The organism is Moorena sp. SIO1G6 (genome assembly GCF_010672795.1).
GTDB classification, from domain to species: domain Bacteria; phylum Cyanobacteriota; class Cyanobacteriia; order Cyanobacteriales; family Coleofasciculaceae; genus Moorena; species Moorena producens.
In genome coordinates this window covers 170,209-195,169 of the sequence record NZ_JAAHFZ010000006.1, presented here as the reverse complement: position 1 = coordinate 195,169, position 24,961 = coordinate 170,209, and the positions used below count along the sequence as shown (strand labels likewise).

At 43.4% G+C, this 24,961-nt stretch carries 23 protein-coding genes and 3 pseudogenes; 12 read left to right on the top strand and 14 right to left on the bottom strand.

The genetic code is table 11. The features are described 5' to 3' along the window. Positions 1–587: 587 nt before the first annotated feature. Together F6K63_RS08330 and F6K63_RS08325 are read left to right on the top strand one after the other, a co-directional pair. Positions 588–935, top strand: a complete 348-nt coding sequence (locus F6K63_RS08330) for a DUF2605 domain-containing protein (RefSeq protein WP_008179530.1) — start codon at positions 588–590, stop codon at positions 933–935. A 147-nt stretch (positions 936–1,082) separates the two neighbouring features. Next, positions 1,083–1,421, top strand: coding sequence for a DUF2973 domain-containing protein (locus F6K63_RS08325; protein ID WP_008179531.1), 339 nt, complete (start codon positions 1,083–1,085; stop codon positions 1,419–1,421). Positions 1,422–1,618: 197 nt separating this feature from the next. On the opposite strand, the gene F6K63_RS08320 is transcribed toward F6K63_RS08325, so the two are convergent. The 3 genes from F6K63_RS08320 to F6K63_RS08310 all read right to left on the bottom strand — a co-directional run bounded on the left by F6K63_RS08320 (position 1,619) and on the right by F6K63_RS08310 (position 4,726). Then, positions 1,619–2,527 carry an H-type lectin domain-containing protein gene (locus F6K63_RS08320; protein WP_008179535.1) on the bottom strand — a complete coding sequence of 303 codons (909 nt, stop codon included), beginning with the start codon at positions 2,525–2,527 and terminating at the stop codon, positions 1,619–1,621. 401 nt (positions 2,528–2,928) lie between these two features. Continuing rightward, a complete protein-coding gene (locus F6K63_RS08315) occupies positions 2,929–3,510 on the bottom strand; it encodes a hypothetical protein (protein ID WP_008179536.1) in 582 nt (193 codons plus the stop codon). 559 nt (positions 3,511–4,069) lie between these two features. After that, positions 4,070–4,726, bottom strand: coding sequence for a GNAT family N-acetyltransferase (locus tag F6K63_RS08310; RefSeq protein ID WP_008179539.1), 657 nt, complete (start codon positions 4,724–4,726; stop codon positions 4,070–4,072). Positions 4,727–5,248: 522 nt separating this feature from the next. On the opposite strand from F6K63_RS08310, the gene glcD reads away from it, so the two are divergent. Further along, positions 5,249–6,712, top strand: coding sequence for a glycolate oxidase subunit GlcD (glcD, locus tag F6K63_RS08305; protein WP_287311620.1), 1,464 nt, complete (start codon positions 5,249–5,251; stop codon positions 6,710–6,712). Between the two features lie 802 nt (positions 6,713–7,514). On the opposite strand, the gene F6K63_RS08300 is transcribed toward glcD, so the two are convergent. From F6K63_RS08300 to F6K63_RS08290, 3 genes are all read right to left on the bottom strand, one after another. Next, positions 7,515–7,757: a hypothetical protein gene (locus F6K63_RS08300; RefSeq protein WP_008180619.1), complete on the bottom strand. Its 243-nt coding sequence runs from the start codon at positions 7,755–7,757 to the stop codon at positions 7,515–7,517. Positions 7,758–7,869: 112 nt separating this feature from the next. Beyond that, positions 7,870–8,169, bottom strand: coding sequence for a hypothetical protein (locus tag F6K63_RS08295; protein ID WP_044492383.1), 300 nt, complete (start codon positions 8,167–8,169; stop codon positions 7,870–7,872). Then, on the bottom strand, positions 8,141–8,437 hold the full coding sequence (locus F6K63_RS08290) for a hypothetical protein (protein ID WP_071105502.1): 297 nt from the start codon (positions 8,435–8,437) through the stop codon (positions 8,141–8,143). Before F6K63_RS08290 ends, F6K63_RS08295 begins: the two co-directional genes overlap by 29 nt. Positions 8,438–8,509: 72 nt before the next feature. On the opposite strand from F6K63_RS08290, the gene F6K63_RS08285 reads away from it, so the two are divergent. Then, a complete protein-coding gene (locus F6K63_RS08285; RefSeq protein ID WP_071105501.1) occupies positions 8,510–8,953 on the top strand; it encodes a DUF4332 domain-containing protein in 444 nt (147 codons plus the stop codon). A 60-nt stretch (positions 8,954–9,013) separates the two neighbouring features. On the opposite strand, the gene F6K63_RS08280 is transcribed toward F6K63_RS08285, so the two are convergent. Next, entirely contained in the window at positions 9,014–9,628 is a 615-nt protein-coding gene (locus tag F6K63_RS08280) for a TetR/AcrR family transcriptional regulator (RefSeq protein ID WP_071107930.1), read from the bottom strand. Positions 9,629–9,882: 254 nt separating this feature from the next. Here F6K63_RS08280 and F6K63_RS08275 point away from each other — a divergent pair, with 254 nt between their 5' ends. The 3 genes from F6K63_RS08275 (at position 9,883) to F6K63_RS08265 (ending at position 14,847) form a co-directional block, all read left to right on the top strand. Then, positions 9,883–11,505, top strand: a complete 1,623-nt coding sequence (locus F6K63_RS08275; RefSeq protein WP_287311616.1) for a M16 family metallopeptidase — start codon at positions 9,883–9,885, stop codon at positions 11,503–11,505. Between the two features lie 536 nt (positions 11,506–12,041). Then, positions 12,042–13,529, top strand: coding sequence for a M16 family metallopeptidase (locus F6K63_RS08270; RefSeq protein ID WP_287311614.1), 1,488 nt, complete (start codon positions 12,042–12,044; stop codon positions 13,527–13,529). 100 nt (positions 13,530–13,629) lie between these two features. Continuing rightward, on the top strand, positions 13,630–14,847 hold the full coding sequence (locus F6K63_RS08265; protein ID WP_287311612.1) for a glycosyltransferase family 4 protein: 1,218 nt from the start codon (positions 13,630–13,632) through the stop codon (positions 14,845–14,847). Here F6K63_RS08265 and F6K63_RS08260 read toward each other — a convergent pair. Beyond that, complete coding sequence (locus F6K63_RS08260; protein ID WP_287311609.1) at positions 14,844–14,993, bottom strand: hypothetical protein; 150 nt, start codon at positions 14,991–14,993, stop codon at positions 14,844–14,846. The genes F6K63_RS08265 and F6K63_RS08260 overlap by 4 nt on opposite strands. Further along, complete coding sequence (gene murJ / locus F6K63_RS08255; RefSeq protein ID WP_287311607.1) at positions 14,990–16,612, bottom strand: murein biosynthesis integral membrane protein MurJ; 1,623 nt, start codon at positions 16,610–16,612, stop codon at positions 14,990–14,992. The genes F6K63_RS08260 and murJ overlap by 4 nt, the downstream gene beginning before the upstream one ends. Before the next feature lie 171 nt (positions 16,613–16,783). Between murJ and F6K63_RS08250 the strand changes: the two genes are divergently transcribed. Next, the gene (locus tag F6K63_RS08250; RefSeq protein ID WP_287311605.1) at positions 16,784–17,968 is read left to right on the top strand and encodes a DUF3095 domain-containing protein; all 1,185 of its coding nucleotides are present in this window, start codon (positions 16,784–16,786) and stop codon (positions 17,966–17,968) included. Positions 17,969–18,042: 74 nt separating this feature from the next. Here the strand turns inward: F6K63_RS08250 and F6K63_RS08245 are convergent, their stop codons facing one another. Continuing rightward, the gene (locus F6K63_RS08245) at positions 18,043–18,351 is read right to left on the bottom strand and encodes a hypothetical protein (protein ID WP_008180600.1); all 309 of its coding nucleotides are present in this window, start codon (positions 18,349–18,351) and stop codon (positions 18,043–18,045) included. Positions 18,352–18,375: 24 nt separating this feature from the next. Between F6K63_RS08245 and F6K63_RS08240 the strand changes: the two genes are divergently transcribed. Beyond that, entirely contained in the window at positions 18,376–18,588 is a 213-nt protein-coding gene (locus tag F6K63_RS08240) for a hypothetical protein (RefSeq protein WP_287311602.1), read from the top strand. A 181-nt stretch (positions 18,589–18,769) separates the two neighbouring features. On the opposite strand, the gene F6K63_RS08235 is transcribed toward F6K63_RS08240, so the two are convergent. The 4 genes and pseudogenes from F6K63_RS08235 to F6K63_RS08220 form a co-directional block, all read right to left on the bottom strand. Then, positions 18,770–18,922, bottom strand: coding sequence for a hypothetical protein (locus F6K63_RS08235; protein ID WP_158026592.1), 153 nt, complete (start codon positions 18,920–18,922; stop codon positions 18,770–18,772). Positions 18,923–19,028: 106 nt separating this feature from the next. Next, the gene (locus F6K63_RS08230; protein WP_287249442.1) at positions 19,029–20,291 is read right to left on the bottom strand and encodes an RNA-guided endonuclease InsQ/TnpB family protein; all 1,263 of its coding nucleotides are present in this window, start codon (positions 20,289–20,291) and stop codon (positions 19,029–19,031) included. An 89-nt stretch (positions 20,292–20,380) separates the two neighbouring features. Then, a pseudogene (locus F6K63_RS08225) lies at positions 20,381–21,315 on the bottom strand (Rpn family recombination-promoting nuclease/putative transposase). A gap of 290 nt (positions 21,316–21,605) precedes the next feature. Then, on the bottom strand, positions 21,606–23,012 hold the full coding sequence (locus F6K63_RS08220; RefSeq protein WP_287311600.1) for an aminopeptidase P family protein: 1,407 nt from the start codon (positions 23,010–23,012) through the stop codon (positions 21,606–21,608). Positions 23,013–23,194: 182 nt separating this feature from the next. On the opposite strand from F6K63_RS08220, the gene F6K63_RS08215 reads away from it, so the two are divergent. The 3 genes and pseudogenes from F6K63_RS08215 (at position 23,195) to F6K63_RS08205 (ending at position 24,944) form a co-directional block, all read left to right on the top strand. Further along, entirely contained in the window at positions 23,195–23,323 is a 129-nt protein-coding gene (locus F6K63_RS08215; protein ID WP_287311598.1) for a hypothetical protein, read from the top strand. Positions 23,324–23,448: 125 nt separating this feature from the next. Next, positions 23,449–23,541, top strand: a pseudogene (locus F6K63_RS37705) (abscisic acid-deficient protein Aba4 family protein); the annotation flags it as partial. A 167-nt stretch (positions 23,542–23,708) separates the two neighbouring features. Further along, a pseudogene (locus F6K63_RS08205) lies at positions 23,709–24,944 on the top strand (RNA-guided endonuclease InsQ/TnpB family protein). The last annotated feature ends 17 nt before the right edge of the window (positions 24,945–24,961 follow it).

Here is a 24,961-nt window from a genome sequence, read left to right as displayed (position 1 = left end):
AAGGTCAATAAGTTACGGGTCTCTCTCCCGGCTCAGCCTGCGGTTTTTCAGCCTGTACCCTATGTTTCTATTATACTCTGGCGCTAAAGTAGTGTCAACTAAAAGCCGTCGAACGAAGGACGGGGCTTTAGACCCAAAATTTTTGGTAAAGCTGATGACCGTAACACCAAGTTTTGTGCTATCCCTCTATGATACAAACCTTAGTTTTTGATAAAGTACATGTTTTTGGTGTAGTACTCTCTCAATTTAGTGTTGAGGGTTAGGGCAAGGGGTTAGGGGTTAGGGGGTTGGCTTAATGGTTTTGGTACTTAATGGATAGCATAGATGCATAGTAGAAGGGTGCCTAATTGGCCAAAGTCCATTCTAGATCATGTCCGGATAATTCCCCCATATCACAATTTGCCCCATCTGACCATGTGACCATCAATCGTCTTGATGATGGGTATTAAACCGCACTTGATATTACCCCTCAATTCAATATTGAGGGGGTAGTAGTCTCCGACAAGTGTTAAGGGTTATGTCACATATTGTAAAAAAATGTAAATATAATTAAAGTAGACTATGAAAAAATAAACGGTTTTAATATCATGGATCAACCCCAGCCATCAACACCGGAGTTACTCAAAACCATATTGGAACCGCTACTAGTAGATTTTGACTACTGGTTTGAGCGATCGCTTTCGTTGTTAGAAACTGAAGATATCACCTTTTTGAGCACGGAGGAACAATCTGACCTACTAAAGCGGGTAAAGCAAGCCCAGCAGGAGGTAAATACAGCTAAAATGCTTTTTAAAGCTACCGATGGTCAAGTAGGAGTTGAACTTTCTACCATGATGCCATGGCACCAATTAGTGAGAGAATGTTGGGGAGTGGCAATCCGGTGGCGATCATTGGCATCCGGTGCATCCGAGTCAGCGGCCTCAGGGAATGACTAATCTTGACGCACCTAGATTCAGGAAATGATTGAGGAAATAGTGGACTACCATTTGTTAAGGTTAACTAACCACCTATAAAAAGCCGTTTTTTATCCCTGAGCAAGACAAGGAGTTAAAGACCAACTATTCGGTCGGGAGGATAATACGATGTTACACCTAATTTATCTAATTGCCTTTACTGTTCTAGCATTTTTAGCGATTGGAAATTTAATTCGTAACCTATTAAGTTTGAGTTTTGATTCCCAGCGTTCTTTCTCAGCATCGGGAAAATCACCCGCCCAATGGGGTCGGAATCAAGTGAATGCCAATCCATCTCCTGCTAAGTCAGTACCGCACCCGGAACTGCTTGATGATAGTGGCAACCCTATCAATGAACCGCTGTTAGTGATGCGGTCAATGACCGTTGAAGACGCTCGCCAACAGTTAGACGCTATATACAATTCTTCTCCGGGTAACACCAAGGGCACGCCAGAAGAAAACCAGTAGTCTATTGATTTCACGTTAGGGCTAGACCAAGGGAAAGGGGATAAGCAAAACTATTTCCCCTGACCGAATTCGTCGGTGGAAAAACTATAGCGCTGCGCCCAGGCAATAGGGAATAGGAAATAGCGATGCAGCGCTGAATCCATTTTCCTTGACAGACAGCATTCAATTAGTAAGTATTAAACCGGACTAGATCTGATTTATTTGCCATAGGCAAACCAACTTGCATTAGCACTGTAAACCCGCGTGTCTCCCCAGGTTTCCAATACATAATGAAACCCCTCTCGGTTGACATCAGTGACATCAACTTTTAATCGGAGATTTTCATCATTATCACTATCGATGTCGTTTAAAGCAATATAAACCACAGGCTCAGAAGCAAAGTTGGTATTAAACTTTTGCTCACCTGATATTCTTCGTCTGCCATCACCCTTTGATAAATTCCCTTCCCTAACAGAAATTTCTCCACTCTCCAGTCTAATCTGTGAACTAGCCACTTCTTCGATACTTCGAGAGATAGTAATCAGCTGATTACTATCTTGAGTTAAGTTATTGATCCGTTCAACTATATCTCCCAAGGCGACTGGGTCTGATTCTAGAAGAGCATTAAGTTTTTTCTCTATAGTAGAAGCGTTGATATCTAAGCTTTGCACCTTACTATTTAGATACTGAGCTTGTTTTTGATAGTCTTGAGTTTGGGCTTTGATAGTTTGAGTTTGTTGCTGAAGACCTTGCAGATCAACTCGGTTATCAAATAGAGAATTATTTATACGTTTGTTGAGTTTATCAAGTTGTTCTTCTTGATTTTTTAGATGTCCTTTTACAGAACTATCAACAAGACTAGACATGACTACAAAACCACTGACGGTGGTCAATAGGGTAGTAAAAACCAACAAGCCAATCACTAGGTGAAATTGTGTTCTAAATTCCTTCCTGAGTTCCTCAGCTATTTTGGGTGAAAATAGTTGTAATTCTGTATAAATTAAAGCTCTGATATCTGTAGAGCGCTTATCCAGATAACTTCGGTAGGTATCTAGTTCTTTCTTGAGATCATCTCGTTCGCTTCTGAGGCGATCGATAGTTTTTTTAAGTATGTCAAAATCATTCATAGTAACCAAGTGGCTAAACACCGACAATTCCTTAGATAGTTTAGATAGTAAGATACTAATCAACTATCTCCATTATTTCGACAAGCCCGCCAAATACCCGATGGGCTGTTATAGCTGAAATTGCTCTATTCGCCAACTACAGAGGCTGATCTGATGGCACCCAGGATAATCCATGGTGAACAGTAAATGGTGATAGGTAGGGGGTTGGCAAAATTATCTCTTATCCATTACCCATTACCCATTACCCATTACCTACTATAGCGCTAGTCGCTCTAATCATTGCACTCTGTTAAATAATGCTTCGTGAGACCCGGAGCTGGGGGGATTCCGGAGATCTAAATCTAAATTTAGAAATTTTCTAATCAATTGAGACGATCAGCATCAGCCAAAGGATTCCAGACTTAATGCTCATGGTGAGGGGCGTTACGTACCTTCCTGATTGTATAGGGCAAAACCCCTACCAGCAGAGCAAAGGCTTCATCTGGCAGTTGGGCAATAGTGTTGGCATCAAAACCAAATCCCTCAAACTGTTCAAGAATCTGTTGGGTTCGTTTTATCGGACTTGGATCTTCTGTAATTTGTTTAGTCAGTCGAATCCATTGCCGCCGAATCAAATAAGCACGCCGTCGCTCTTCAGCTGATTCTGGAGAAACCAAAGACAGATTGCCCACTGGGACTACTCCCTGACAATCAAGATCAAATATTCCTCCTACAGCCGAACCTGGTCCTGCGAATTCTGCATGGTAGTGCTTATATATGATTAGGCCATTGCGACGCCTACTATTAACAATTAACAATTGTTTATCCCGAAATTGCGAGAGAATTTCTGATGGCTGTGAGTCTCTCATCTTATTCTTGCAGAGGTTCAGGCTTTCCTGGTTCATGCCACTTAGGGGTTGAGGATTGGCGAGACCCTGGTTGTGACCAACCACCTCCTTTGGGTAAAGAGCTATCTGGTAATAGTGTTGGTATTCACTCTCCATCTGAAACTATATGGCGTAATATCTTAGAGCAGGTAAGCACCCAAGCTAAAAGCCCCGATCCGCTTTCCTTAAAATAGCTGTAAATTTTTGAAAATACACAAAAGGGAGAGTCAAGTTTTGTTCAACTACCATTTCCAACTATAAACTTGGGTTTAACCTAAGTTTATAGTTATCAAAAAACACCTCAAAATGGCTTCAAGACACCAAAACTTTGTATGGCTAGATCCTAAATTATAGATTATTTGGTATCAATAGCTACAATTTATCGGTATAAAGCAACTTTTGTGGTTTAGTACCGTAGATTTCATGGGATTTACAAGTAGACCGTAACACAAATCAACTAAATTTCGACCCTGGCGAGGTCTTCAAACAACAATTTTCTTGAAAGCTTTATCAATAACCCCCTTTTTGATCTGTTACCAAAAACGATACTCTGCTACAGATAGTCTGAACAAAAATGTTGTGTTACATATTTTGTTTGTTTTGTCAATGTGATAAATCACCAAATGTATGTGTTATTCGTCAGCTTGATAACTCCATTATGACGAAATTCAGCCTACTAAGACAGACTCTGACCCGGTGAACTAAAACCAGCAGGATTAATCTGCTTGTGTAAGAGCAGGCGTTTGGGAAGCCTAAGCAATCCTCCGGTATAGCTTGGTTCTACCCGATGCAGTTCATATCCCCTCTTGAGATAAAGTTGCCTGGCCTGATAATTGTTTTCCAAAACATGCAAGTAGAGGTCTTGAAAGCCCCATTCTAGGGCAGTTTGCTCACAAGCCAAGAGCAAATTTTCTCCGACTCCTTGCCGCCGACAAGACTTTCTGACAGCCAGATTGGACAGGTAAAGATGTTGGCAGTTGGGCTTTGGCCAGCAATAGCGAGAACGGAGTGTTAGCTCTACAGTACCAGCTAGCATGTCACTGGTACCAGCAGAACCGGAAACGGTAGTGACGGCGACTAAACACAGGTAATGGGGTAAACTAGATCCCAGTCTGTGGCGCAAATCTTCGTAAATACCCAGTCTTAATAGAGGGTGAAGCCAGCTGATGAGCCCTTTTTGAGGGTGAAAGCTATCTGCAAGAATATCTGCTACAGTGCTGATATCCTCACATTGAGCAGCACGTATAGTGACTTGAGATATACCACCAGCCAAGGTATCTTGACCAGTAGGGACAGATTTATGAAGGGTTAAGAATGAAAAGCAGGAATCCACAACTACAAAATTAAAATTATTTGGGAATGGTAAACTCTATTATTTGGGAATGGTAAACTCTAACTAAAGTATGTAGACTATACGCCGAAGGGGTTCTAAGTTCCCCCCCCCTAGCTTCCCGTAGGTTCAAGGCACCAGAAGGTATATGGCTAAGAAGTCTGAAGGAGGTATGAGCAATTGAGTTCGAAACTATTTACCCCATTTCAGGCCAGGTAAATATTAAGGTAAATAGGAGACATTAAACGTTATACTTCATAATTAATACCTTTTCTTGATGCAATAGCGAGTGGGGGAAACCCCCAAGACCGTAATGGTGCGTTTTCCGTAGGCGAATTAAATTCGCCACGGGTCGCACCTCTGCATCGCTTTTGAGAAGTTTGATCAAAATCGGCTGACGGGATTAGCTTAAGTGATTAGCGACCACCTTAAACTAGAAAGTCTTCAAGATCAGGTAGTTCACACACCTTAAACTAGAAAGTCTTCAACGTCAGGTAGTTCACATTATTCTATCGCTATTGAAACATGACGAATCATAAGACTGACTGGACCCCAATCATTAAGAAATTTGTGGCGATAGTAGGCAAAAATGGTGTGGTTCAACGTCGTGAAGAATTGTTGACCTATGAATGTGATGGTCTGGCCAGCTATCGCCAACGACCAGCGGTAGTAGTGCTACCACGCACTACCGAACAAGTCTCAGAGGTGCTTAAGATATGCGATCGCTATTCTATCCCTTGGGTGGCAAGGGGGGCTGGCACCGGATTATCCGGTGGTGCTCTACCTATAGAAGATGGTGTGTTGATTGTCACTGCCCTAATGAAGGGTATCCTGGACATTGACCTGGAAAATCAGCGAATTGTAGTACAACCAGGCTTAATCAACAACTGGGTGACCCAAGCGGTAAGTGGTGCGGGTTTCTATTATGCCCCTGATCCCTCCAGTCAAATTATTTGTTCCATTGGTGGCAATGTGGCTGAGAACTCTGGTGGTGTCCATTGCCTAAAATATGGCGTGACCACTAATCACGTCATGGGGTTAAAATTGGTTCTTCCTGACGGTTCAATTGTGGATGTAGGGGGATCAGTTCAAGAAATGCCTGGTTACGACCTAACCGGCTTATTTGTTGGTTCTGAAGGCACCTTGGGGATCGCTACAGAAATTACCCTGCGCATCCTCAAGAGACCAGAATCAATTTGTGTCCTCCTAGCGGACTTTACTAGCATTGAAGCTGCTGGTACTGCGGTTACTGACATCATTGGTGCTGGGATCATTCCTGCGGGCATGGAAATGATGGATAATCTCAGCATCAATGCGGTAGAGGACGTAGTGGCAACAGGTTGTTATCCGAGGGATGCTGGAGCAATATTGCTGGTAGAACTGGATGGCTTAAAGGTAGAAGTAGACACTAATAAACAGCGGGTTGCCCAACTGTGTAAACAGAATGGGGCAAGAAATATCACCACGGCTAGGGACGAAGAAACCCGCCTGAAATTATGGAAAGGTCGCAAAGCGGCTTTTGCTGCGGCAGGGAAGATTAGCCCCAATTATTTCGTCCAAGATGGGGTGATTCCTCGCACTGAGTTAGCCGGGGTTTTGAGGGAGATTGAGGCATTAAGCGAGAAATCTGGGTACACAATAGCCAACGTATTCCACGCCGGTGATGGAAATCTACACCCCCTAATCTTGTACGATGAAAAGGTGCCTGGGGCATTAGAAGAGGTAGAAAATGTTGGTGGCGAAATCCTCAAACTCTGTGTGAAAGCAGGGGGGAGTATATCTGGGGAACATGGGATTGGTGCGGATAAGAACTGTTTTATGCCAGATATGTTCACGGATACGGACTTGGAAACAATGAAATGGGTTAATCAGGTATTCAATCCCAAGGGTTTAGCCAATCCAGGCAAGGTATTTCCGACACCCCGGACTTGTGGAGAGGCAGCAAATGCCGGAAAAACAACGGAATTTGAGTCTATAGAGCGTTTTTAAACTAAGTTTCGTGAGTTCGACATGAGCCTTCGTTATCCAGAAATCAATCCCTTCGCGACCATTCAAAATTATCAATTCAAAATTCAAAACTACCCCATAAATGAATTCAGGAGCCTGTATCCGGTCTCAGCAATTCAAAATTAGAAAGCTATACCTGTTTGAATTCTTAATTTTGCCTTTTGAATTCAAAAATGGTTAGGGAGTAGCCAAAAAATAAAATACCAGTTTTTAGCTTGTAGGGTGGGCAAAACAGTTTGTTTATTTTGATTATACTATATAATATTACTTTGCCCACCCTACTTGAATTGGTATTTTTTTTACACGCAAGCCTTTTGCCGTTCCCAGTCAGTTTTTAGCTTGTAGGGTGGGCAAAACAGTTTGTTTATTTTGATTATACTATATAATATTACTTTGCCCACCCTACTTGAATTGGTATTTTTTTTACACGCAAGTCCCTTAGGTTGAGCTCAGGTCAAGAAATTTCCTTTCCCTATTATCTTTTGCCTTTTGCCTTTTGCCTTTTGCCGTTCCCAGTCAGTTCCCAGTAGGGTGGGCAAAACAGTTTGTTTATTTTGATTATACTATATAATATTACTTTGCCCACCCTACTTGAATTGGTATTTTTTTTACACGCAAGCCTTTTGCCGTTCCCAGTCAGTTTTTAGCTTGTAGGGTGGGCAAAACAGTTTGTTTATTTTGATTATACTATATAATATTACTTTGCCCACCCTACTTGAATTGGTATTTTTTTTACACGCAAGTCCCTTAGGTTGAGCTCAGGTCAAGAAATTTCCTTTCCCTATTATCTTTTGCCTTTTGCCTTTTGCCTTTTGCCGTTCCCAGTCAGTCGCTGCTTTTCTTGCCAAGCCACAAATGCAATTCCCCAAAAAAAACTCAAACTGACGACTAATCCTGAAGGATTACCAAGACTGAGTAACAGCAAGACGAAAAAAAAACTACCAATTTGAGCGGTTTGCTGGAGTAGGGAATTCAATCCAGCTTTGGCTTCCTGCTCTAAAGTAAGTTTGTTACGGCTTAACTTCATTCTAAAACCAACAAGGAACATACCTCAGGTGCGACCCAAGGCCGGGGAACCCGGCCTTGGAGGCGCGCACCTTAACCGATTTAAAACTGTTATAATTAAAGGTTATTCTAGATTAGAAATTATTGAAATGTGCCCACAAACGACCAATTATGCGACCCGCAATTAGGATCCAGAGCAAAAAATTAGCGGCACCGATGATTAAGCTGGCATAAAATTGGACACCAATGGTACTATCTAGACAAACACTAAAATCTAAGAAGCTGTTGGAGAGAATTAACTGCCCGATTAAACTAGGAATATAGAGGATTACAAGCAGAGCGATCGCATCCTGAAGGCTCAGGTATACACTTCTCCACATATGCCCTAGTAAAGCTTTACCAAGCTTATCGACAGAAGTCCATATATGTTGCATCAGTTTCTTGGAAGCACAAATGTAATCTGGCCGGTTTTGACACTAAGCCAGTATTCATTTCCACCGAACCGAGATCCGGATACTGATCTATGGTGGTTTGTTGAAGGTTGAGCGTGGTTTCCACTCCAGTTGCTGATCTGACTCCCCATCTCCCCATTTCCCCATCTTCCCACACTTCCCACACTTCCCACACTTCCCACACTCTCTCTCCCCTTTCCCTACTCCCAACCCCAAGGGCGATGTATCTCACCCAACAGAGAACTGCCATAAGGTATGATTACCCTGTTGCGGTTCGCTCTAGGCTGGATTAATCTAGAAGCATCATTTCCCGGTAGTCTAGATGTCTACTAAATCCAAACTTCCGAGAACTACCCAAGTCAGTGACTGGTCAATTGAGCAGTTGCCCGGATTAAGTATTCAAGATCAATCAAAACTCAAAGAATTGGGCATTACCACCACTAGGGAATTGCTCCAAAAAGCAAGCACTGGCCAAGCTAAACAAGCGCTAGCTAACCAGTTAAAGGTAAAGACTCAGTACGTCAATAAATGGGTAGCCCTAGCAGATTTAGCCCGTATCCCTAGCATTGGCTGCCAATATTGTGGACTAGTATTACATGCAGGAATATGCTCTTTAACCCAACTAGCTCAGACTCCCCCTCACCGCTTGCACCAAAATATTTTACGCCTACAGGTAGCAACCATGAAGCGCCGAGACCTTTGTCCTGGTGTTGATCAGGTGGCACGATGGACTAAACAAGCACGAGATTTAGTTGGTAATTGGTAATTTGTTGATTGTTAATTGTTAATTGGCATTTTCAATTTGCCATTTTCAGGCATTCCTGCTCTATTCTTTAACCAAAACTCCATTGAGGAAAATATCAGCAATGCCTTCTGCCATTTCTTGAATCTCTTTGGGGGAGGCATCTGAATCGAGGATGGTATTGTGGCTGAAACCAGCAACGGCAAACATGCCCAAGAACACCTGAGCCAAAATCTTGGGGTTCATAGGTCGATAAATGCCTCGCTCAATGGCGGTTTCAAAAAAGGCTTCAGCCACATCGGTCATTTTAATAATCACTTCTGACTGAATGCGATCGCGCAATTCTGGGTGGAATTGGGCTTCCATAAAGCATACTCGCATCAGATCTGCATTCTCACCCATACGCATCATTCGCCGCCGCATCATCTGTGCTACTGCTTTATAGCTGCCCATTTCACTGAGTTCCGTGAGCAAATCGGTGAGAATGTCTATCCAACCCTGGGTGGCGACTTCAATCAGGATGGCCTTTTTGTTTTCAAAATGACGAAATAGGGTACCTTCAGCGACCCCAGCAGTACTGGCTAACTCCCTGGTAGTTGTCCCGTTATAACCTCGACTGGCAAACAAACGTCGTGCTGCTGTCAGGATACGTTGCCTGGTCTCTGTCTCTGACTGAGTTGGCTGATTTATTATTCCCATGGGTGTCAAAATGAAACTTGTAGCGCTATTGTCCAACACTTCACCCCATAATTGCCAAATTTGAGACGGAGTTGGCTTGAGCTTTTAGTAGTAGGTGATGGTGATCATGCCTTGATTGTGACACACTTGATGAAGAGACGCTAGCTTATTAGTTGTTAACCTCACGCCCCTTAAAGGCGGTCCCACTACATCCCCCCCTTAAAAGCGGTGGGCGTTGTAGGAGGTTTCTGTAAGTTCGTTACTGCCACCCTTGTATGACTAAACAGAATGGATTGGTCGTGTTTCTCCAGCATTTTGCAGATCACTTAAGACCACTTCGGTGCTTATTCAAGACAGGATCTATCAAGTCCCTATCGATTATACCTTATCTGGGGGCGGCAATCCTAATCTGGGGAACATTCTCGACTATTGCATTAGCCCGTACTGAAACCCCAGCATCACCCTCAACCTCAATCCAACCCTATCTAGACCGGGTGATCCAACGGGTAACTGAGTTTACCCTGGATAATGGCATGAAGTTCATTGTCCTAGAAAACCACGAAGCACCAGTAGTTTCTCTTCTTACCTATGCCGATGTAGGCGGTGTGGATGAACCGGATGGCAAAACCGGTGTGGCTCACTTCTTAGAACATTTAGCGTTTAAAGGTACCACCCGGATTGGTACTACCAACTATGAGGCAGAAAAAATTCTGCTGGACAAGTTGGACGAGTTGAAGAAAAAAATTAAAGAGTATCAAGCCACTGGCAATGAGGCAGAGGTGGCTAAGTTAAAAGAAGAGTTTGCCCAAGTCGAAGCTGAGGCAGCTAAGTATGTCAAGCAAAACGAGTTGGGTCAGATTATTGAGCAATCAGGAGGCGTGGGCTTGAATGCGGCAACGTCTACGGATTATACGGTGTACTTCTACAGCTTGCCATCAAACAAATTAGAGCTGTGGATGTCCTTAGAGTCGGAACGCTTCCTTGAGCCGGTATTTCGCGAATTTTATAAGGAACAAGAGGTAATCCTGGAAGAACGTCGTCTGCGCACTGATAACTCTCCGATCGGTCAAATGATTGAAGCGTTCTTGGATACTGCCTATACCAAGCACCCTTATCGGCGTCCGGTGATTGGCTACAACAAAGACATTCGCAATCTTACTCGCCAAGATGTCCAGGAGTTTTTTGACACTTACTATAGTCCGAATAACTTAACTGTAGCTATTGCGGGAGATGTGGATCCAAAGCAGGTGAAACGGCTAGCTAAAGTCTACTTTGGACGCTACAACCATCAAAGGGAAATTCCTAAAGTCACTACAGTAGAACCACCACAGTCCGAAACCAAGGAAGTTACCTTGAAATTACCCTCCCAACCCTGGTACTTGGAAGGATACCATCGACCAGGGATTACCCATCCTGACCATGTGGTTTATGAAATTATGGGCAATTTGCTCAGTGATGGTCGCACCTCTCGCCTATATAAGTCTCTGGTAGAAGGGAAACAAGTAGCCCTCTCGGCGGCAGGGTTTAGTGGCTTTCCTGGTGATAAATATCCTAATTTAATGTTGTTCTATGCCCTAACTGCACCAGGACACACGGTAGAAGAGGTGGCAAGTGCATTGGCAGAAGACATTGAAAAGCTCAAAACTGAACTAGTTTCACCCCAAGAATTGGAACGGGTAAAAACTCAGGCAAGGGCTAGCCTATTGCGATCGCTTGATTCCAATATGGGTATGGCCAGAAATTTGGCAACCTATGAGGTCAAAACGGGTGATTGGCGTAACTTGTTTAAGGAAATAGAAGATATAGAGGCAGTGAGTGCAGCAGACATTAAACGGGTGGCTCAGGCAACCTTTAGACCAGAAAACCGTACGATTGGACGGATTTTACCAAGTCAGTAGCTGAACGGTTTAAGGTTGATATCAGTTGAAGGTTGAAAGTTAGGAGGTTGTTCGCGTAGCGTGGCCTTTTGGCCAAGGTTGATATCAGTTGAAGGTTGAAAGTTAGGAGGTTGAAGGTTAAGAGGTTAAAGGTTAAAGGTTGAAGGTTGAAGGTTGAATGTTGTTTTGTTGTTCATGCCCAGGGGTCTGATGTAGGCTAGGTGGTTTGGTTGAAGGGTAAAGGTTCTCATCGGCAACCTTCAACCGGTTAACCTTCAACCTGGTAACTTTCAACCTTCAACCGGTTAACCTTCAACTGGTTAACCTTCAACCTTCAACTGATTAACCTTCAACCTTCAACTGATTAACCTTCAACCTTCAACTGGTTAACCTTCAACCTTCAACTGGTTAACCTTCAACCTTCAACTGGTTAACCTTCAACCTTCAACTGGTTAACCTTGGCCAAAAGGCCACGCGATCGCTTTCAACCTGGTAACTTTCAACCTTCAACCTTCTAACCTTCAACTATTGATCCAATTACCCATGACAAATGACCAATGACCAATCTAAAATCGAAAAGCCAAAATCCCAAATACCTGAAATGGATCGGGCTACTAGTGGTGACAATGCTAGTGGTAGTGCTTGTGTCTCGTCTACCAGCAATAGCTGATACCCCACGCCATTACGATGAATTAGACTTTGACCCGTTACCACCAATTCAGCTACCGGACTACACTCGCTATCAGTTAGAGAATGGGATGGTGGTCTATCTGATGGAAGACCATCAACTGCCTTTGGTAAGTGGTACAGCAATGATTCGCACCGGCGATCGCCTTGAGCCTGCTGACAAAATTGGCTTAGCGACTATGGCTGGGGAAGTGATGCGTACTGGTGGTACCACTGAACACTCAGGCAATGAGTTAAATGTGCTCTTAGAAGAAAAGGCAGCTTCGGTGGAAACTAGTATTGACACTAGTTCTGGCAGGGCGAGTTTTAGTGCTTTGAGCGAAGATTTGGACTTGGTCTTTGATTTGTTTGCTGAAGTTATTCAAAAGCCCGCCTTTGCTCAAGCTAAGCTCGCCCTAGCTAAACAGCAACTAGCAGGACAAATTGCCCGGCGCAATGATGATCCCGGTGATATTGCTTCTCGTGAATTTAGGAAACTGATCTACGGTGACACTAGCCCCTATGCCCGCACGATAGAGTATGAGCATCTAGACAATATCTCTCGTAATGATTTAATCACTTTCTCACAGAGGTATGTGTATCCAGAAAATATGATACTGGGTATTGTGGGGGATTTTGACTCCGAAAAAATGCGATCGCTAATTGATCAGAAATTTGGTAGCTGGGAATCTGCCTCTGCCCCAACACAGCCAGAAGTGCCAGACGCATCCCAGGCTCAGTTAGGGGGTATATTTTTTGTGGATCAACCTCAACTGACCCAAAGTAATATTCAAATGGGACATATCGGGGGCAAACTCAATAGCCCTGACTACGCCGCCCTTTCTGTGTTAAATGAGGTGATGAATGGATTTGGAGGCAGACTATTTAACGAAGTGCGATCGCGTCAAGGTCTAGCTTACTCGGTCTACGGGGTTTGGAGTGTTCGCTATGACTATCCGGGTTTATTTATTGCTGGGGGACAAACTCGCTCTGAAACCACCGTACCCTTTATTAAATCCGTTCTAGATGAAATCCAGAAACTGCGCACTAGTCCGATTACCTCAGAAGAATTGGCTAAGGCAAAAGAAAGCGTTCTCAACTCCTTTGTGTTTAATTTCCAGAAGCCAGAGCAAACCTTATCTCGGCTGATGCGCTATGAATACTACGGCTACCCAGAGGATTTCATATTCCGTTATCAAAAGGCAGTCACAGCTACTACGATTGAGGATGTACAGCGGGTGGCGGAAAAGTATCTCAAACCTGAGCAGATTGTGACTGTAGTTGTGGGCAATGCTTCCCAAATCAAACCAGCCCTGACTAGCCTTTCCCAGGACGTCACTGTGTTAGATATTACGATTCCAGAACCACAAAACAGCTAGTAGATCAGTAGATCAATGGCAAATTGTTAATGGTTAATGGTTAATTAAGAAAAAATCGATTCACCATTTGCCACATACAATTTGCCCTTTGCTATTCTCAATGCGTATTCTATTCCTACATCCCAATTTCCCTGCCCAGTTTCGCCACATAGCAACTGCTTTAGCTAAAGATAACCGCAACCAGGTTGTCTTTGGGACCAGGCGCAAGGAAGGGCAACTGCCTGGAGTGCTCAAAGCTCTTTACAATCTCTCTAGGGAAGCACGTCCAGAAACTCACCACTATGTTAGACCCTTAGAAAATGCAGTACTTCAGGGTCAAGCCGTCTATCGCTTAGCCAATCAGCTTAAGGCTAAGGGATTTGTTCCTGATGTGGTCTATGGTCACTCGGGTTGGGGCCCAACGTTATTTATCAAAGACGCTTTCCCCCAAGCCAGATTACTGTGCTACTTCGAGTGGTTTTATCATGCCCATGGCACAGATGCTGATTTTGATCCATCTGAGCCCCTAAACGCTGACGATGAAGCCCGGATTCGGATGAAAAATGCCCCGATTTTGTTAGACCTAGCTAGTTGCGATCGCGGATTGTCTCCCACCTACTGGCAGCGCCAGCAATTTCCAGCGGACTTCCACAACAGAATTACCGTGCGTCATGATGGGGTGGACACCGAGTTCTTTAAACCCAACCCAGGGGCAAAGTTAGTACTAAAACGGATAAACTTAGACTTGTCTGAGGTGGAAGAACTAGTCACCTATGTGGCACGGGGCATGGAACCTTATCGAGGTTTTCCCCAATTGATCGAAGCAATCGGCATCCTTCAGCAGCGACGTCCTAAGTGTCATGCTGTGATTGTCGGGGAAAATCGGGTGGCTTATGGTAAAACCCTACCCGATGGCAAAACTTACAAAGACTTGATGTTAGAAAAAGTCCCTCTTGACCTAGACAGAGTCCACTTTACTGGTTTACTTCCTTACTCAGAATACTTACAAGTCCTTCAAGCTTCCTCTGTTCATATTTATCTCACCCGTCCTTTTGTTCTGTCTTGGTCGATGCTGGAATCCCTTTCTACAGGTTGTTTGGTAGTAGCGTCTGATACTCCCCCAGTGACAGAGGTGATTGAAGATGGGATTAATGGTTTGTTAGTAGACTTTTTCTCGCCAGAGGAAATCGCCGATCGGGTTGAGGAAGCTCTCGACCATCCAGAACAGATGGCTGGTATTCGCGCTAAGGCAAGGGAAACCATTCAACAAGGTTATGATTTAGATCAGTTATTATCCCAGCATTTGCAGTGGATAGGAGAAAGTGGGTTCAAGGTTTAAGGTTGAAGGTTGAAGGTTAGAAGGTTGAAGGTTAGAAGGTTGAAGGTTAGAAGGTTGAAGGTTAGAAGGTTGAAGGTTAGAAGGTTGAAGGTTAGAAGGTTGAAGGTTAGAAGGTTGAATACCTTAACAGGATTAAATACTGTCAACGACCCAGCTTCTGCCGCACACGAGCTACAAACATATCAACTTCTGGTAACTTCAACTGAGTTGCTAACAAACCAAACACGCCTAAACCTGCTAATCCAGCTAAACTCAATTGCAGCAACTTTACCCAAATAATACTGGTTTCTAATACTTGCTCACATCCCCAACTGACTCCCCAACTGGCGCCACCAGCGATTACACTACTTACTGCTAAACCGAGAATTGGCAACATCCATTCTTGCCAAGGTAAGCCATTTAGCCTGCGGTTCAATATCCATAACAGCACTACCATGGAAAAGGCATTCACACCAATGGTGGCAAATACAATACCGGGTGTGCCAAAGGTATCGATTAGAAAATAATCTAGTACAGCATTGAGAAGAATATTAATCACACTCAGACGAAAGGGTGTCTGTCCATCTCCTAAACCATAAAATACCCGCACTAGCACATCCCGTGCCAAGTAGACAAACATGCCCATCCCATAAGCCATGAGCACTGATGCTACTAACCGAGAGGCATTAGCATCAAAGGCTTGACGTTGATACACTACCTGCACTATGGGCATGGCTAAGGTCACCATCAATGCACTTAAGGGTAACATTGTCAAGGCAGTGAGCAGAATTCCCTGGCGAATCCGTTGCTTGAGTTCTGGCCAATTTTCGGGAGCGGCTAGTCGGGAAAATACCGGCAGTAGGGGCACTAGAATGACATTGGAGATAATACCTAGAGGCGTATTTACTAAAAGATTGGCATAGTTTAAGCTAGCAGCAGCGGCATCGGCTTGGGGCAGAAAGGAGGCAAAGAATAAGTCGGTGTAGACATTAATATGTAGCATCCCAGAGGAAAAGGTGGCCGGAGCCATGACCTGCATCACGTCTTTGACTCCAGGGATACCCCAGTTAAATCGTAGGCGTATTTTACCTAGGCCACTGCGCCACTGAGCGATTTGCTGCACTACCCATTGAAGAGTTGCTCCAACAAGGGTACCCCCAGCTAAGACAATCCCACCGATCATGGCAAAATCGGGATTACTAATTTGTTTGCCCAACTGTAGGGCTAATATTCCTAAGCCAACAATGACGGTGATGCTGGAAAATAAGGGACTGACGGCGGGTAGCCAGTATTGATCGCTAGCATTGAGGGTACCAAAGCCAATGCCAATTAATCCGGCTAGCACTGCCATGGGTGCCATAATCTGTAATTGCCGGATTGCGATCGCTCTAACTTGTAACCCTTCTGGAGTATCCTGAAACCCTGGTGCTAGAACATCAATTAAGACCGGAGCAAATAGCACTAGAGCAATGGTTACTAGTAACAGGATGCACGCGACTAAGGTAGTTACTGTTTCCACCAGCCGTGGGGCTTCTGATTTATCTCGTTTAGCGAGAACACTAACTAAGGCGCTATGAAAAGGTCCGTTAATGCCACCGAGGAGGATTAATAAAAAGCCGGGGATCACGTAAGCATAGCTGTAGGCATTGATAACCGGACCAACTCCAAAGGCTGCTGCCATGGCTTGTTGGCGGACTAAGCCAAATACTTTACTAATAATGGTGGCTACTGCGACAATCCCGGCAATGCCAGCTAGGGAACGAGTGGTTTTCTGGTTTTCAGACACAAATGGTTAATAAAATCAATAGTTAACTTGCTTATTTTATAAGGATCCCTTGTTGTTGACCCTTGACAGTTGACGGTTGCTAGGGTGTAGCAGCTAGCTTGGTTTTATCTAAGTGCCTTTCAGGGTGTTATCACCCTACTAAAAAGGTTTGTTATTCCTTTAGATTAAACCATGACTACAGACTTTTTTTATGCTAATTTACCCCTTTTAGAAAACTTCATCGATATTACTGACTCTCAGAATTTTAAATCGGTTCCCAGGGATTGGTATGTTGTAATTAGCGATATTATTGGTTCGACTCAAGCTATCGAATCAGGACGCTACAAAGAGGTTAACCTATTAGGAGCCTGCTCCATTGTCGCTGTTTTAAATATAGCAGGTAATTTAGACATTCCTTTTGTATTTGGGGGAGATGGTGCAACTCTGTTGATTCCTCCTTCTCTGTTTGCCCCTGCTCGGGAAGCGTTGTTAGCCACTAGTCAGCTAGCCAGGGAAGAATTTGGGATGGAATTGCGGGTGGGTGCAATACCTATGTCTGATGTAAGAGTAAATGATTATGATGTTAAATTAGCGAAGCTTAAGGTATCTGACAATTATTATCAGGCTATATTTACTGGAGATGGTTTGACTTATGCTACTGAATTGATTAAACATTCAAATACGAGTCAATTCTACCTTTACCAAAACCCTACTGATAAGGCTAAAGCTGATTTGTCTAATTTAGAGTGTCGCTGGCAAGACATTCCTAGTAAATATGGTGAAACGATCAGCTTGATTGTCAAAGCAACGTCTAATCAACAAAATTTAGCTAATTTAACTTATCGAGCAATTATTGAAAAAATTGACACTATTTATGGAAGTGAAGAGGTTTTAAATCCAGTTGATGAAAACTATTTAAATCTAGGGTTTAGTTATCAAAACTTAAGTCCTGAAACTCGCCTGTGCGCCCAGTCGAATAAGCTGAGCCATAGGATGCTCTATTTTGCTAAAATCTGCTTGGAAAATCTCTTGGGCTGGTTGTTGATGAAGTTAAAGGTGACATTACCAGATGGAGACTGGGGAGCCTATAAACTAAATGCGATCGCAGCAACAGATTACAGAAAGTTTGATGATATCTTGCGCATGGTGATTGCTGGCAATGAAGTACAACGAAAACAATTAACAGACTATTTGGAAAAGAATTATAAACAAGGTAAGTTAGTGTATGGTCTGCATATTTCAGACCGAGCACTGATGACCTGTCTGGTATTTGAGCGCCATGGACGCCAAGTACATTTTGTGGATGGTGCAGACGGAGGCTACGCTGTAGCTGCGAAAGATATGAAAGATAGACTTAAGCTGATAGCTGATAGCTGATAAATGATAGCTGATAACTGATAGCTAATAACTGATAGCTAATAACTGATAGCTAATAGCATGATAGGGAATAATTACACTGGCTTAATAGAAATATCTTCATAGTCGGCATATCTAATAATAAAGCATTTTGCCCCAATAGTGATTTGGGCAATCTGGGATGAAAGCTTACACAATCCATCCCTGACTTCTAGATTTGGACAGTGAATGATTAAGCTATCAGTAGCAGTAACCCACTCTAGTTTACAGAGTTGAGTTAGAGGAATTTCTGTCTTAATTTGGCTTAGTCCTTGACTCAGTTGTTTAAATTTCTGTAGCCATTGGGACTCTTGCAAATTTTTCTCTAGCTTGCTTTTTAATGGATCTTCTTCTTGATTAGTCATGATAGCATGATAGGATTTTTTATCGTGTTAACAGTCAGCAGTCAGCAGTCAGCAGTCAGCAATCAGCAGTCAGCAGTCAGCAGTCAGCAGTCAGTAGTCAGCAATCAGCAATCAGCAGTCAGCAGTCAGCAGTCAGCAGTCAGCAGTCAGCAGTCAGCAGTCAGTAGTCAGCAGTCAGCAGTCAGCAGTCAGCAGTCAGCAGTCAGCAGTCAGCAGTCAGCAGTCAGCAGTCAGTAGTCAGCTTATTTTATTCAAAAGCACCGATTGCGCTACGCGCACGCTGGGCGAATAGTAGCGTTGCCAAAGGCCAAGGCTGATAGCTGATAGCTGATAGCTGATAGCTGATAGCTGATAGCTTACCTTATTATGATATCCTCAATTATCCTGGAATAATTCAGCAACTTTCCCCCTGAAACCCTCAACGTTCAACGGTAATTTGCTTATAAGCTGTTTCAAGATTATCCTTGTATAATCCTTGAAATTTATAATTCTTATAAGCAGCAGGTATTTGGGAATAGTTGGCAATAACTTGTTCTTGAGTCAGAGACTTTTCTTTCCAAGTTAACGCCAATTGTTCCAGTTGATCTAAGTAAGTCTTTAAGGTGTCTAAGCCACTGCTATCGGTAATCGGACCTTGACACTCCCACCGCTAAATCGTAGATTATAGCGGGGGATTCTTAAGAGCATAAAACCCTTAACGGCTGAGCCAAACAGCCTCTAAACCCTCCAATAAAATCATCAGGCTTACTTGTATGTTTACGGATTATATTTAGTGCTCCGTTACAATCAGCGTTGATCAACCAACCTTTACTAGTGCGGTATAATCCACGCTTTATTCTTTTACCGCTGAATGTGTAACTTTTTGGGTTATCAGCATTCCATACGGGCAATTCATCCTTGTCCAGGCTAGATGCTTTACTGGTGTAAGATTCTTCTTGCTCAACTAATTCAATCCCATACCGCTGACAGAGGCTTTCCAGCTTGTCCTTAAACGTATAAATCGGAATCTGGGTGAACTTCTGATTGTTCCGCTTGCCCATGTTGACCCTTTGTTTTAGGTCGGGGTTGTACCCGATAACAATCTTGTTGATTTTGTTTCTTCTACACCAATTCACGACATATCTAGCCGCCTTGTTAGTGAAATCCCTGATTTTGTGATTTCGCTTTCTTAGCAACCTAGCTTGTCGATTGGTCAATATCTTAATGCCTTGTAAGTCTTTAATAGACTGAAGTTTGGCATTACGCTTATTGTAAAACTGATTGTCAGCCTTGATCTTTTTACCGTCAATAATAAATGACTTTTGAGTGGTGCTAACACATGTAGCAAAATTATCAAGTCCTAAATCAATTCCCAATATTTCACTAGTTTTTTCTACTTTTACCTCAGGCTGATATTCGTAGCAATAACAAACATCAAAATACCTGGCTTTGTATTTAGGAAGTATGCGTATCTCTTTGACAGTCTTAGACCTTAGCCTCTCTGGGACAGTAAACTGAACTACCCCGTACTCCTTTTTAAATTGACGAGACATAGGAACGGTAAATAACCAGTTCTTTCCCGGGAGTTTCTCCCAGTCGCGCTTTCTCACTGGGATAACCAAGAGGAAATGTCCATCCTTTGGTAAGTAATTCGGAAGTCTTACTTTTTCTTGATAACCTCCACTCTTATTTAGTTTCAGTAAACCAAAAAAAGATTTAAAGGATCTATCGACAATTTTTAAGGTTTGCTGGGCAATGTCCGTCGGTAGTAACTTGTAATTTTCATTCTCTTTAGAGTGATAATAATTACTCTCATACCGCAAATGTTTGCGTTCCTGGAAGAAATACTGACGGACGTTATATAAACCCACGTTGAACATATTCTTGCTCAAATGACACATTTGCCTGAGAGCCAAAATCTGTTGCCTGTCTAAACGAAGATTATTAACTTGAGTTAGCATCGACCCTTCCGCTATCAATATAGATATTATAGCGGAAATCCTGGAAAAATGCAACAGATCTTGAAGTTACCGTAAGAATAAAGAACGCACTACTGCTGCTGATCCAACCAAACCACTAAATCCGTTGCTGTCTCAAAATCCAACAACGCTTCACTCAATTCCTCCAATCGAGTAATGGATAATCCCTCAATCTTCTGTTGGAGCACAGGGTCAAGTAAACCTAACCTCAGGGTTAGTAAACGCATCACAATGAATCGGGCTTCCTCCTGCTTGCCGCGCTGGCGTCCCTTTTGGATAATATCTTGATAGGTGACTGATTCTTCCATAATTTCCTCGGATAACAATCGACGCACTAAATCTTTCTCAAACCGTAAACCAGCCAGCACATCCACACAGGCCGCTAGATTTCCCCGTAATGGTTTTTCTTCAATGTCTTGATGCAGTCGCTCATGGGGGAAACCCCCAAGACCGCGCTGCATCGCTTCTATCCACTTCCACAACCACTTGCTCTAACAATCGATTAGGGTTATTGCTCTTAGCTAAAGTTGCCAAGGGTAACAGAGCTCGATTGGCCAACAGTGGTTGAGGGTCTTGTTCCCACAGACGAATTACTCGATAACGGTGCCAGGTATTAATATCCCTAAACTCGTTATTGAATACCAGATCTGAGGTCGTAGACTTGAGAAAAATTACCACCTGCTCAATGGGACATCGGTACTTTCGTTGTAATCTGACCCAATAGTCTAACATCCGAAATGGTAATGGTGGCTCGGATTGGGGTAGGGTTTGAAATTCTAGATGCAGAATTTGGTTAGTACTTTGGAGTAGAGTTAGAGCATCAGCTTGAATTGGTTCAGTACTTAATTCGCTGTCTTGATGCAGTCGCTCATGGGGGAAACCCCCAAGACCGCGCTGCATCGCTTTTAAGTACCTGAATATCCCGAGGTTGTTTACCCAATACCCACTGAAAAAACTCTGATGGGTATGCTTCTGATAAGTATTTGCAGATATTGTCGTAGGCCAAGGCAAATTGTTCAAAGTTAACACTATCTCAGACAGTGTAGTGAATTTGAGCTAAAAAATTGATCGCACCTGGATCTTGTTTATTGATTCAAGTTATGATAATCGAGCACTGATGATATAGATAAGATCTAAAAAAGACCTGATTAGATCAGATCTTTTCAAAATCATGTCTGTCAACTTAATACCACCATCTAAGCATTCAGCTTTTGGCTGATAGCTGATAGCTGATAGCTGATAGCTGACCGCTGATAGCTGATAGCACCATTAACCCGTTCACCCACACCCGAAAACTTATACTCCCCTAACCAAATCCTCAACTGCCTCTAGATTAGTCGGTAACCCAGCGGTCAACACCTCTGCTCCTGTGTCGGTAATCAACACATCATCTTCAATCCGAATTCCCCGCACATCATCAAATTGTGCCAATCTATCCCAATCCACCATATCTTTGTAGGTTGACCGTCGCTCCGGGTCATTCAAAATCCCTGGAACTTGATAAAATCCTGGTTCAATTGTCACCAACATCCCTGCTTGTAAGGGTCGGTCTAGTCGCAAGAAGCCCAAGCCAAAGCGATCGCTTCTTTCCCGTCCTGGTGCATACCCTGCCAAATCCCCTAAATCTTCCATATCATGGACATCTAATCCCAGCAAATGACCAACACCATGGGGAAAGAATAAAGCATGGGCATCCATTGCTACCAAATCCGAGATGTCTCCTCGCAGAATCCCCAAATCTATCAATCCCTCAGCCATCACCCCTGCTGCTGTCATATGAATCTCTCGATATTCCACCCCAGGGTAAAGATTCTCGATACAGAAATCATGGGCTTCTTTGACGACATTATATATATCCCGCTGAGTAGGGGAAAATTTTCCAGTCACCGGCCAAGTACGGGTAATATCCGCTGCCCAACCCATAGGGGTTTCTGCTCCTACATCCGCCAGCAGTAACTCTCCCGGTTGCAGGGAATGGTGATACTCACCATTGTGGAGCACTTCCCCATGAACCGTAACAATACTTGTGTAAGCACGGGTCATATTATGGGCAATAATTACCCCTTCCATGGCTCCCCGCACTTCCGCTTCCAGTTTAGCCTTGGGAGTAGCTGCCATTCCGGCTTTATGAGCAGCAATCGAAACCTCAGCGGCTTGGCGCAACTCCGATAATGCCCCCTCGTCATGGTATAACCGTAGGGATATTATGGCTTTCGCTAAATCTAAGTCAATCCCTTCTGGAGCATCAGCTGGTCCGACAGCACGACCTAATACTTCCCCTTGTTGGGAGTAAGTAGTGGGATTTTGAACAGCAATGGTGGCTGCTCCCTGAGAATGCGATTCGGCAAAGCCGACGCTATGCGATCGCAATTCACAGAGGGGAAAAACCCGATTAGCCCCAATCATCTCAGCAATTTCCTCAGGTGAAGGGGTTTCTCCGTGCCACAACGCACTACCAGGGGCTGGCTTATCCATGAATAAATCCAGTTTGCCATCATTGAGGCCAATTACTGCATTAGTTAGGGATAAACCAGCAAAATACAAGAAGTGACTGCTAGCCCGAAACGGGAACGAATTGGCTCGGAAATTTCGAGGACTAGGATGTCCAGACCAGAGCATTACTGGAAAATCCACCAGGTGAGCCAGCTTTTGACGCCGTTGCTTTAGTGTAGTGGCTAGAGAGCTGTCATAATTGTTAATCATCGGATTTATATTAATTTCTTAAGTGTTAAACGTTCACCGTTGAATAGTTATAGCGTAAATTCCACAGGTCTTGTGGAATTTGTTCAAAATTATCCCCAGGAGCAACCTGAGATTAAAATCTCGCCAGTGATCGGGTTTCGGACGAGCAATGGCAAGGTTCTTGGTCTAACCAACATCGAACTGTGGAAAATGAACCAGAACAGATTAACACCACAGATTCATGGGAACGCATCATCTCCAATGCTCTGGCTAACACTGATAGCAGTTATCATACCTATGAGGTACACAAGATTTTTTCCCTGTTGCAATGAGCCGCTATTCCCTGTTCCCTGTTCCCTATTCCCTGTTCCCTAAAACCAATAACTTTGCACCTCACCGAATTGATAAATTCTAGAGAATTGCTATATTAAATAGTTGAAATCTCAAACTCATAAATATGGTTATCGCTCAACTGTTTAATATTGCCAATATCTTCGTCTTGCCCTTTTGGATCCTAATAATTTTCTTGCCAAATTGGGGAATTACTAGAACTCCAAAGGCTGAAAGCTCCGCGTCTTTAGAACGGAGATTAAAGCCAGTAGCGAGTTTATTCGCCGTGAATATTTCATCCTGTCCGGATATTTGTCGCCAGGTATGGTAATATAAAACAATAACGTAAAAGGTCGATATCCGTTCGCGGAGCGTGACCTTAGGTCAATGATCATAATTGAGTTCAAAGCTTACGGGAAAGAAAGTCAATACAAAGCCATAGATGAAGCTATTCGGACAGTTAAATTTGTTCGCAATTCTTGTCTTCGTTTATGGATGGACAATAAAGGGACTGGGAAATATGACCTTAGTAAGTATTGTAAAGTACTGGCTAAGCAATTCCCTTTTGCTAATGAGCTGAACTCAACAGCACGACAGGCAGCTTCTGAACGTGCATGGTCATCGATTGTTCGATTTTATGACAACTGCAAAAAGAACAAGCCTGGAAAAAAGAGCTTTCCTAGATTTCAAAAACATTGCCGGTCTGTAGAGTACAAGCAGTCTGGTTGGAAGCTATCCTCTGATAATAAGGCTATCACCTTCAGTGACAAGAAAAGCATCGGAAAGCTCAAGCTCAAGGGAACTTGGGATTTGTGGCAATTCGACAAAAAACAAATCAAAAGAGTAAGGATAATTAAACGCGCTGATGGCTACTATGTTCAATTTTGCGTAGCAGTTGACATAAAAGAAGACTTAGACCCTTCTAAGAGAAACGTTGGTCTAGATTTGGGACTAAAGGAGTTCTATACTGACTCTGACGGAAACACAGAACCAAATCCTAGATTCTATAGGAAAGGCGAAAAACGCTTAAAGTTTTATCAACGTCGAGTATCTCGGAAAGTGAAAGGCTCTGCTAACCGCAAGAAAGCCATTAACAGACTAGGAAGGCATCATCTTAGAATAAGTAGGCAGCGTGTTGGCGAAGCCTGCGCGTAGCGCATAGAACATGCTAAGAGACTGGCACGTTGCGTAATCCGGTCTAACGACCTGGTCGCTTACGAAGATTTAAGAGTCAAGAATCTAGTAAAGAATCATTGTCTTGCTAAGTCTATTAATGACGCTGGTTGGTATCAATTCAGGAAATGGCTGGAGCATTTTGGAACTAAGTTTGGCAGAGTGACTGTAGCAGTAAATCCTGCTTATACAAGCCAAAACTGCTCAGAATGCGGCGAAGTAGTGAAGAAATCATTATCAACTAGAACTCACATTTGTAAGTGTGGTTGTAAGTTGGACAGAGACCATAACGCCGCAGTCAATATCCTTAAAAAAGCCTTGGGTACGGTGGGGCACACCGGAACCTGGATCATAGATCCGAACGCTTCGGGAGATTTAGCCTCTACTGTTCTTGGTTCCGGCCAGGTTCAGCAAGCCGAGTCTATGATCGAAGAATCCCCGCGCCTTTAGGACGGGGAGTGTCAACT

Bases quoted from the DNA above. Each gene is read 5' to 3' on its own strand.
- F6K63_RS08330 (WP_008179530.1), top strand. From the start codon at position 588: ATGGATCAACCCCAGCCATCAACACCGGAGTTACTCAAAACCATATTG.
- F6K63_RS08325 (WP_008179531.1), top strand. From the start codon at position 1,083: ATGTTACACCTAATTTATCTAATTGCCTTTACTGTTCTAGCATTTTTA.
- F6K63_RS08320 (WP_008179535.1), bottom strand. From the start codon at position 2,527: ATGAATGATTTTGACATACTTAAAAAAACTATCGATCGCCTCAGAAGC.
- F6K63_RS08315 (WP_008179536.1), bottom strand. From the start codon at position 3,510: ATGGAGAGTGAATACCAACACTATTACCAGATAGCTCTTTACCCAAAG.
- glcD (WP_287311620.1), top strand. From the start codon at position 5,249: ATGACGAATCATAAGACTGACTGGACCCCAATCATTAAGAAATTTGTG.
- F6K63_RS08300 (WP_008180619.1), bottom strand. From the start codon at position 7,757: ATGAAGTTAAGCCGTAACAAACTTACTTTAGAGCAGGAAGCCAAAGCT.
- F6K63_RS08295 (WP_044492383.1), bottom strand. From the start codon at position 8,169: ATGCAACATATATGGACTTCTGTCGATAAGCTTGGTAAAGCTTTACTA.
- F6K63_RS08290 (WP_071105502.1), bottom strand. From the start codon at position 8,437: ATGGCAGTTCTCTGTTGGGTGAGATACATCGCCCTTGGGGTTGGGAGT.
- F6K63_RS08285 (WP_071105501.1), top strand. From the start codon at position 8,510: ATGTCTACTAAATCCAAACTTCCGAGAACTACCCAAGTCAGTGACTGG.
- F6K63_RS08280 (WP_071107930.1), bottom strand. From the start codon at position 9,628: ATGGGAATAATAAATCAGCCAACTCAGTCAGAGACAGAGACCAGGCAA.
- F6K63_RS08275 (WP_287311616.1), top strand. From the start codon at position 9,883: ATGACTAAACAGAATGGATTGGTCGTGTTTCTCCAGCATTTTGCAGAT.
- F6K63_RS08270 (WP_287311614.1), top strand. From the start codon at position 12,042: ATGACCAATCTAAAATCGAAAAGCCAAAATCCCAAATACCTGAAATGG.
- F6K63_RS08265 (WP_287311612.1), top strand. From the start codon at position 13,630: ATGCGTATTCTATTCCTACATCCCAATTTCCCTGCCCAGTTTCGCCAC.
- F6K63_RS08250 (WP_287311605.1), top strand. From the start codon at position 16,784: ATGACTACAGACTTTTTTTATGCTAATTTACCCCTTTTAGAAAACTTC.
- F6K63_RS08245 (WP_008180600.1), bottom strand. From the start codon at position 18,351: ATGACTAATCAAGAAGAAGATCCATTAAAAAGCAAGCTAGAGAAAAAT.
- F6K63_RS08230 (WP_287249442.1), bottom strand. From the start codon at position 20,291: ATGCTAACTCAAGTTAATAATCTTCGTTTAGACAGGCAACAGATTTTG.
- F6K63_RS08220 (WP_287311600.1), bottom strand. From the start codon at position 23,012: ATGATTAACAATTATGACAGCTCTCTAGCCACTACACTAAAGCAACGG.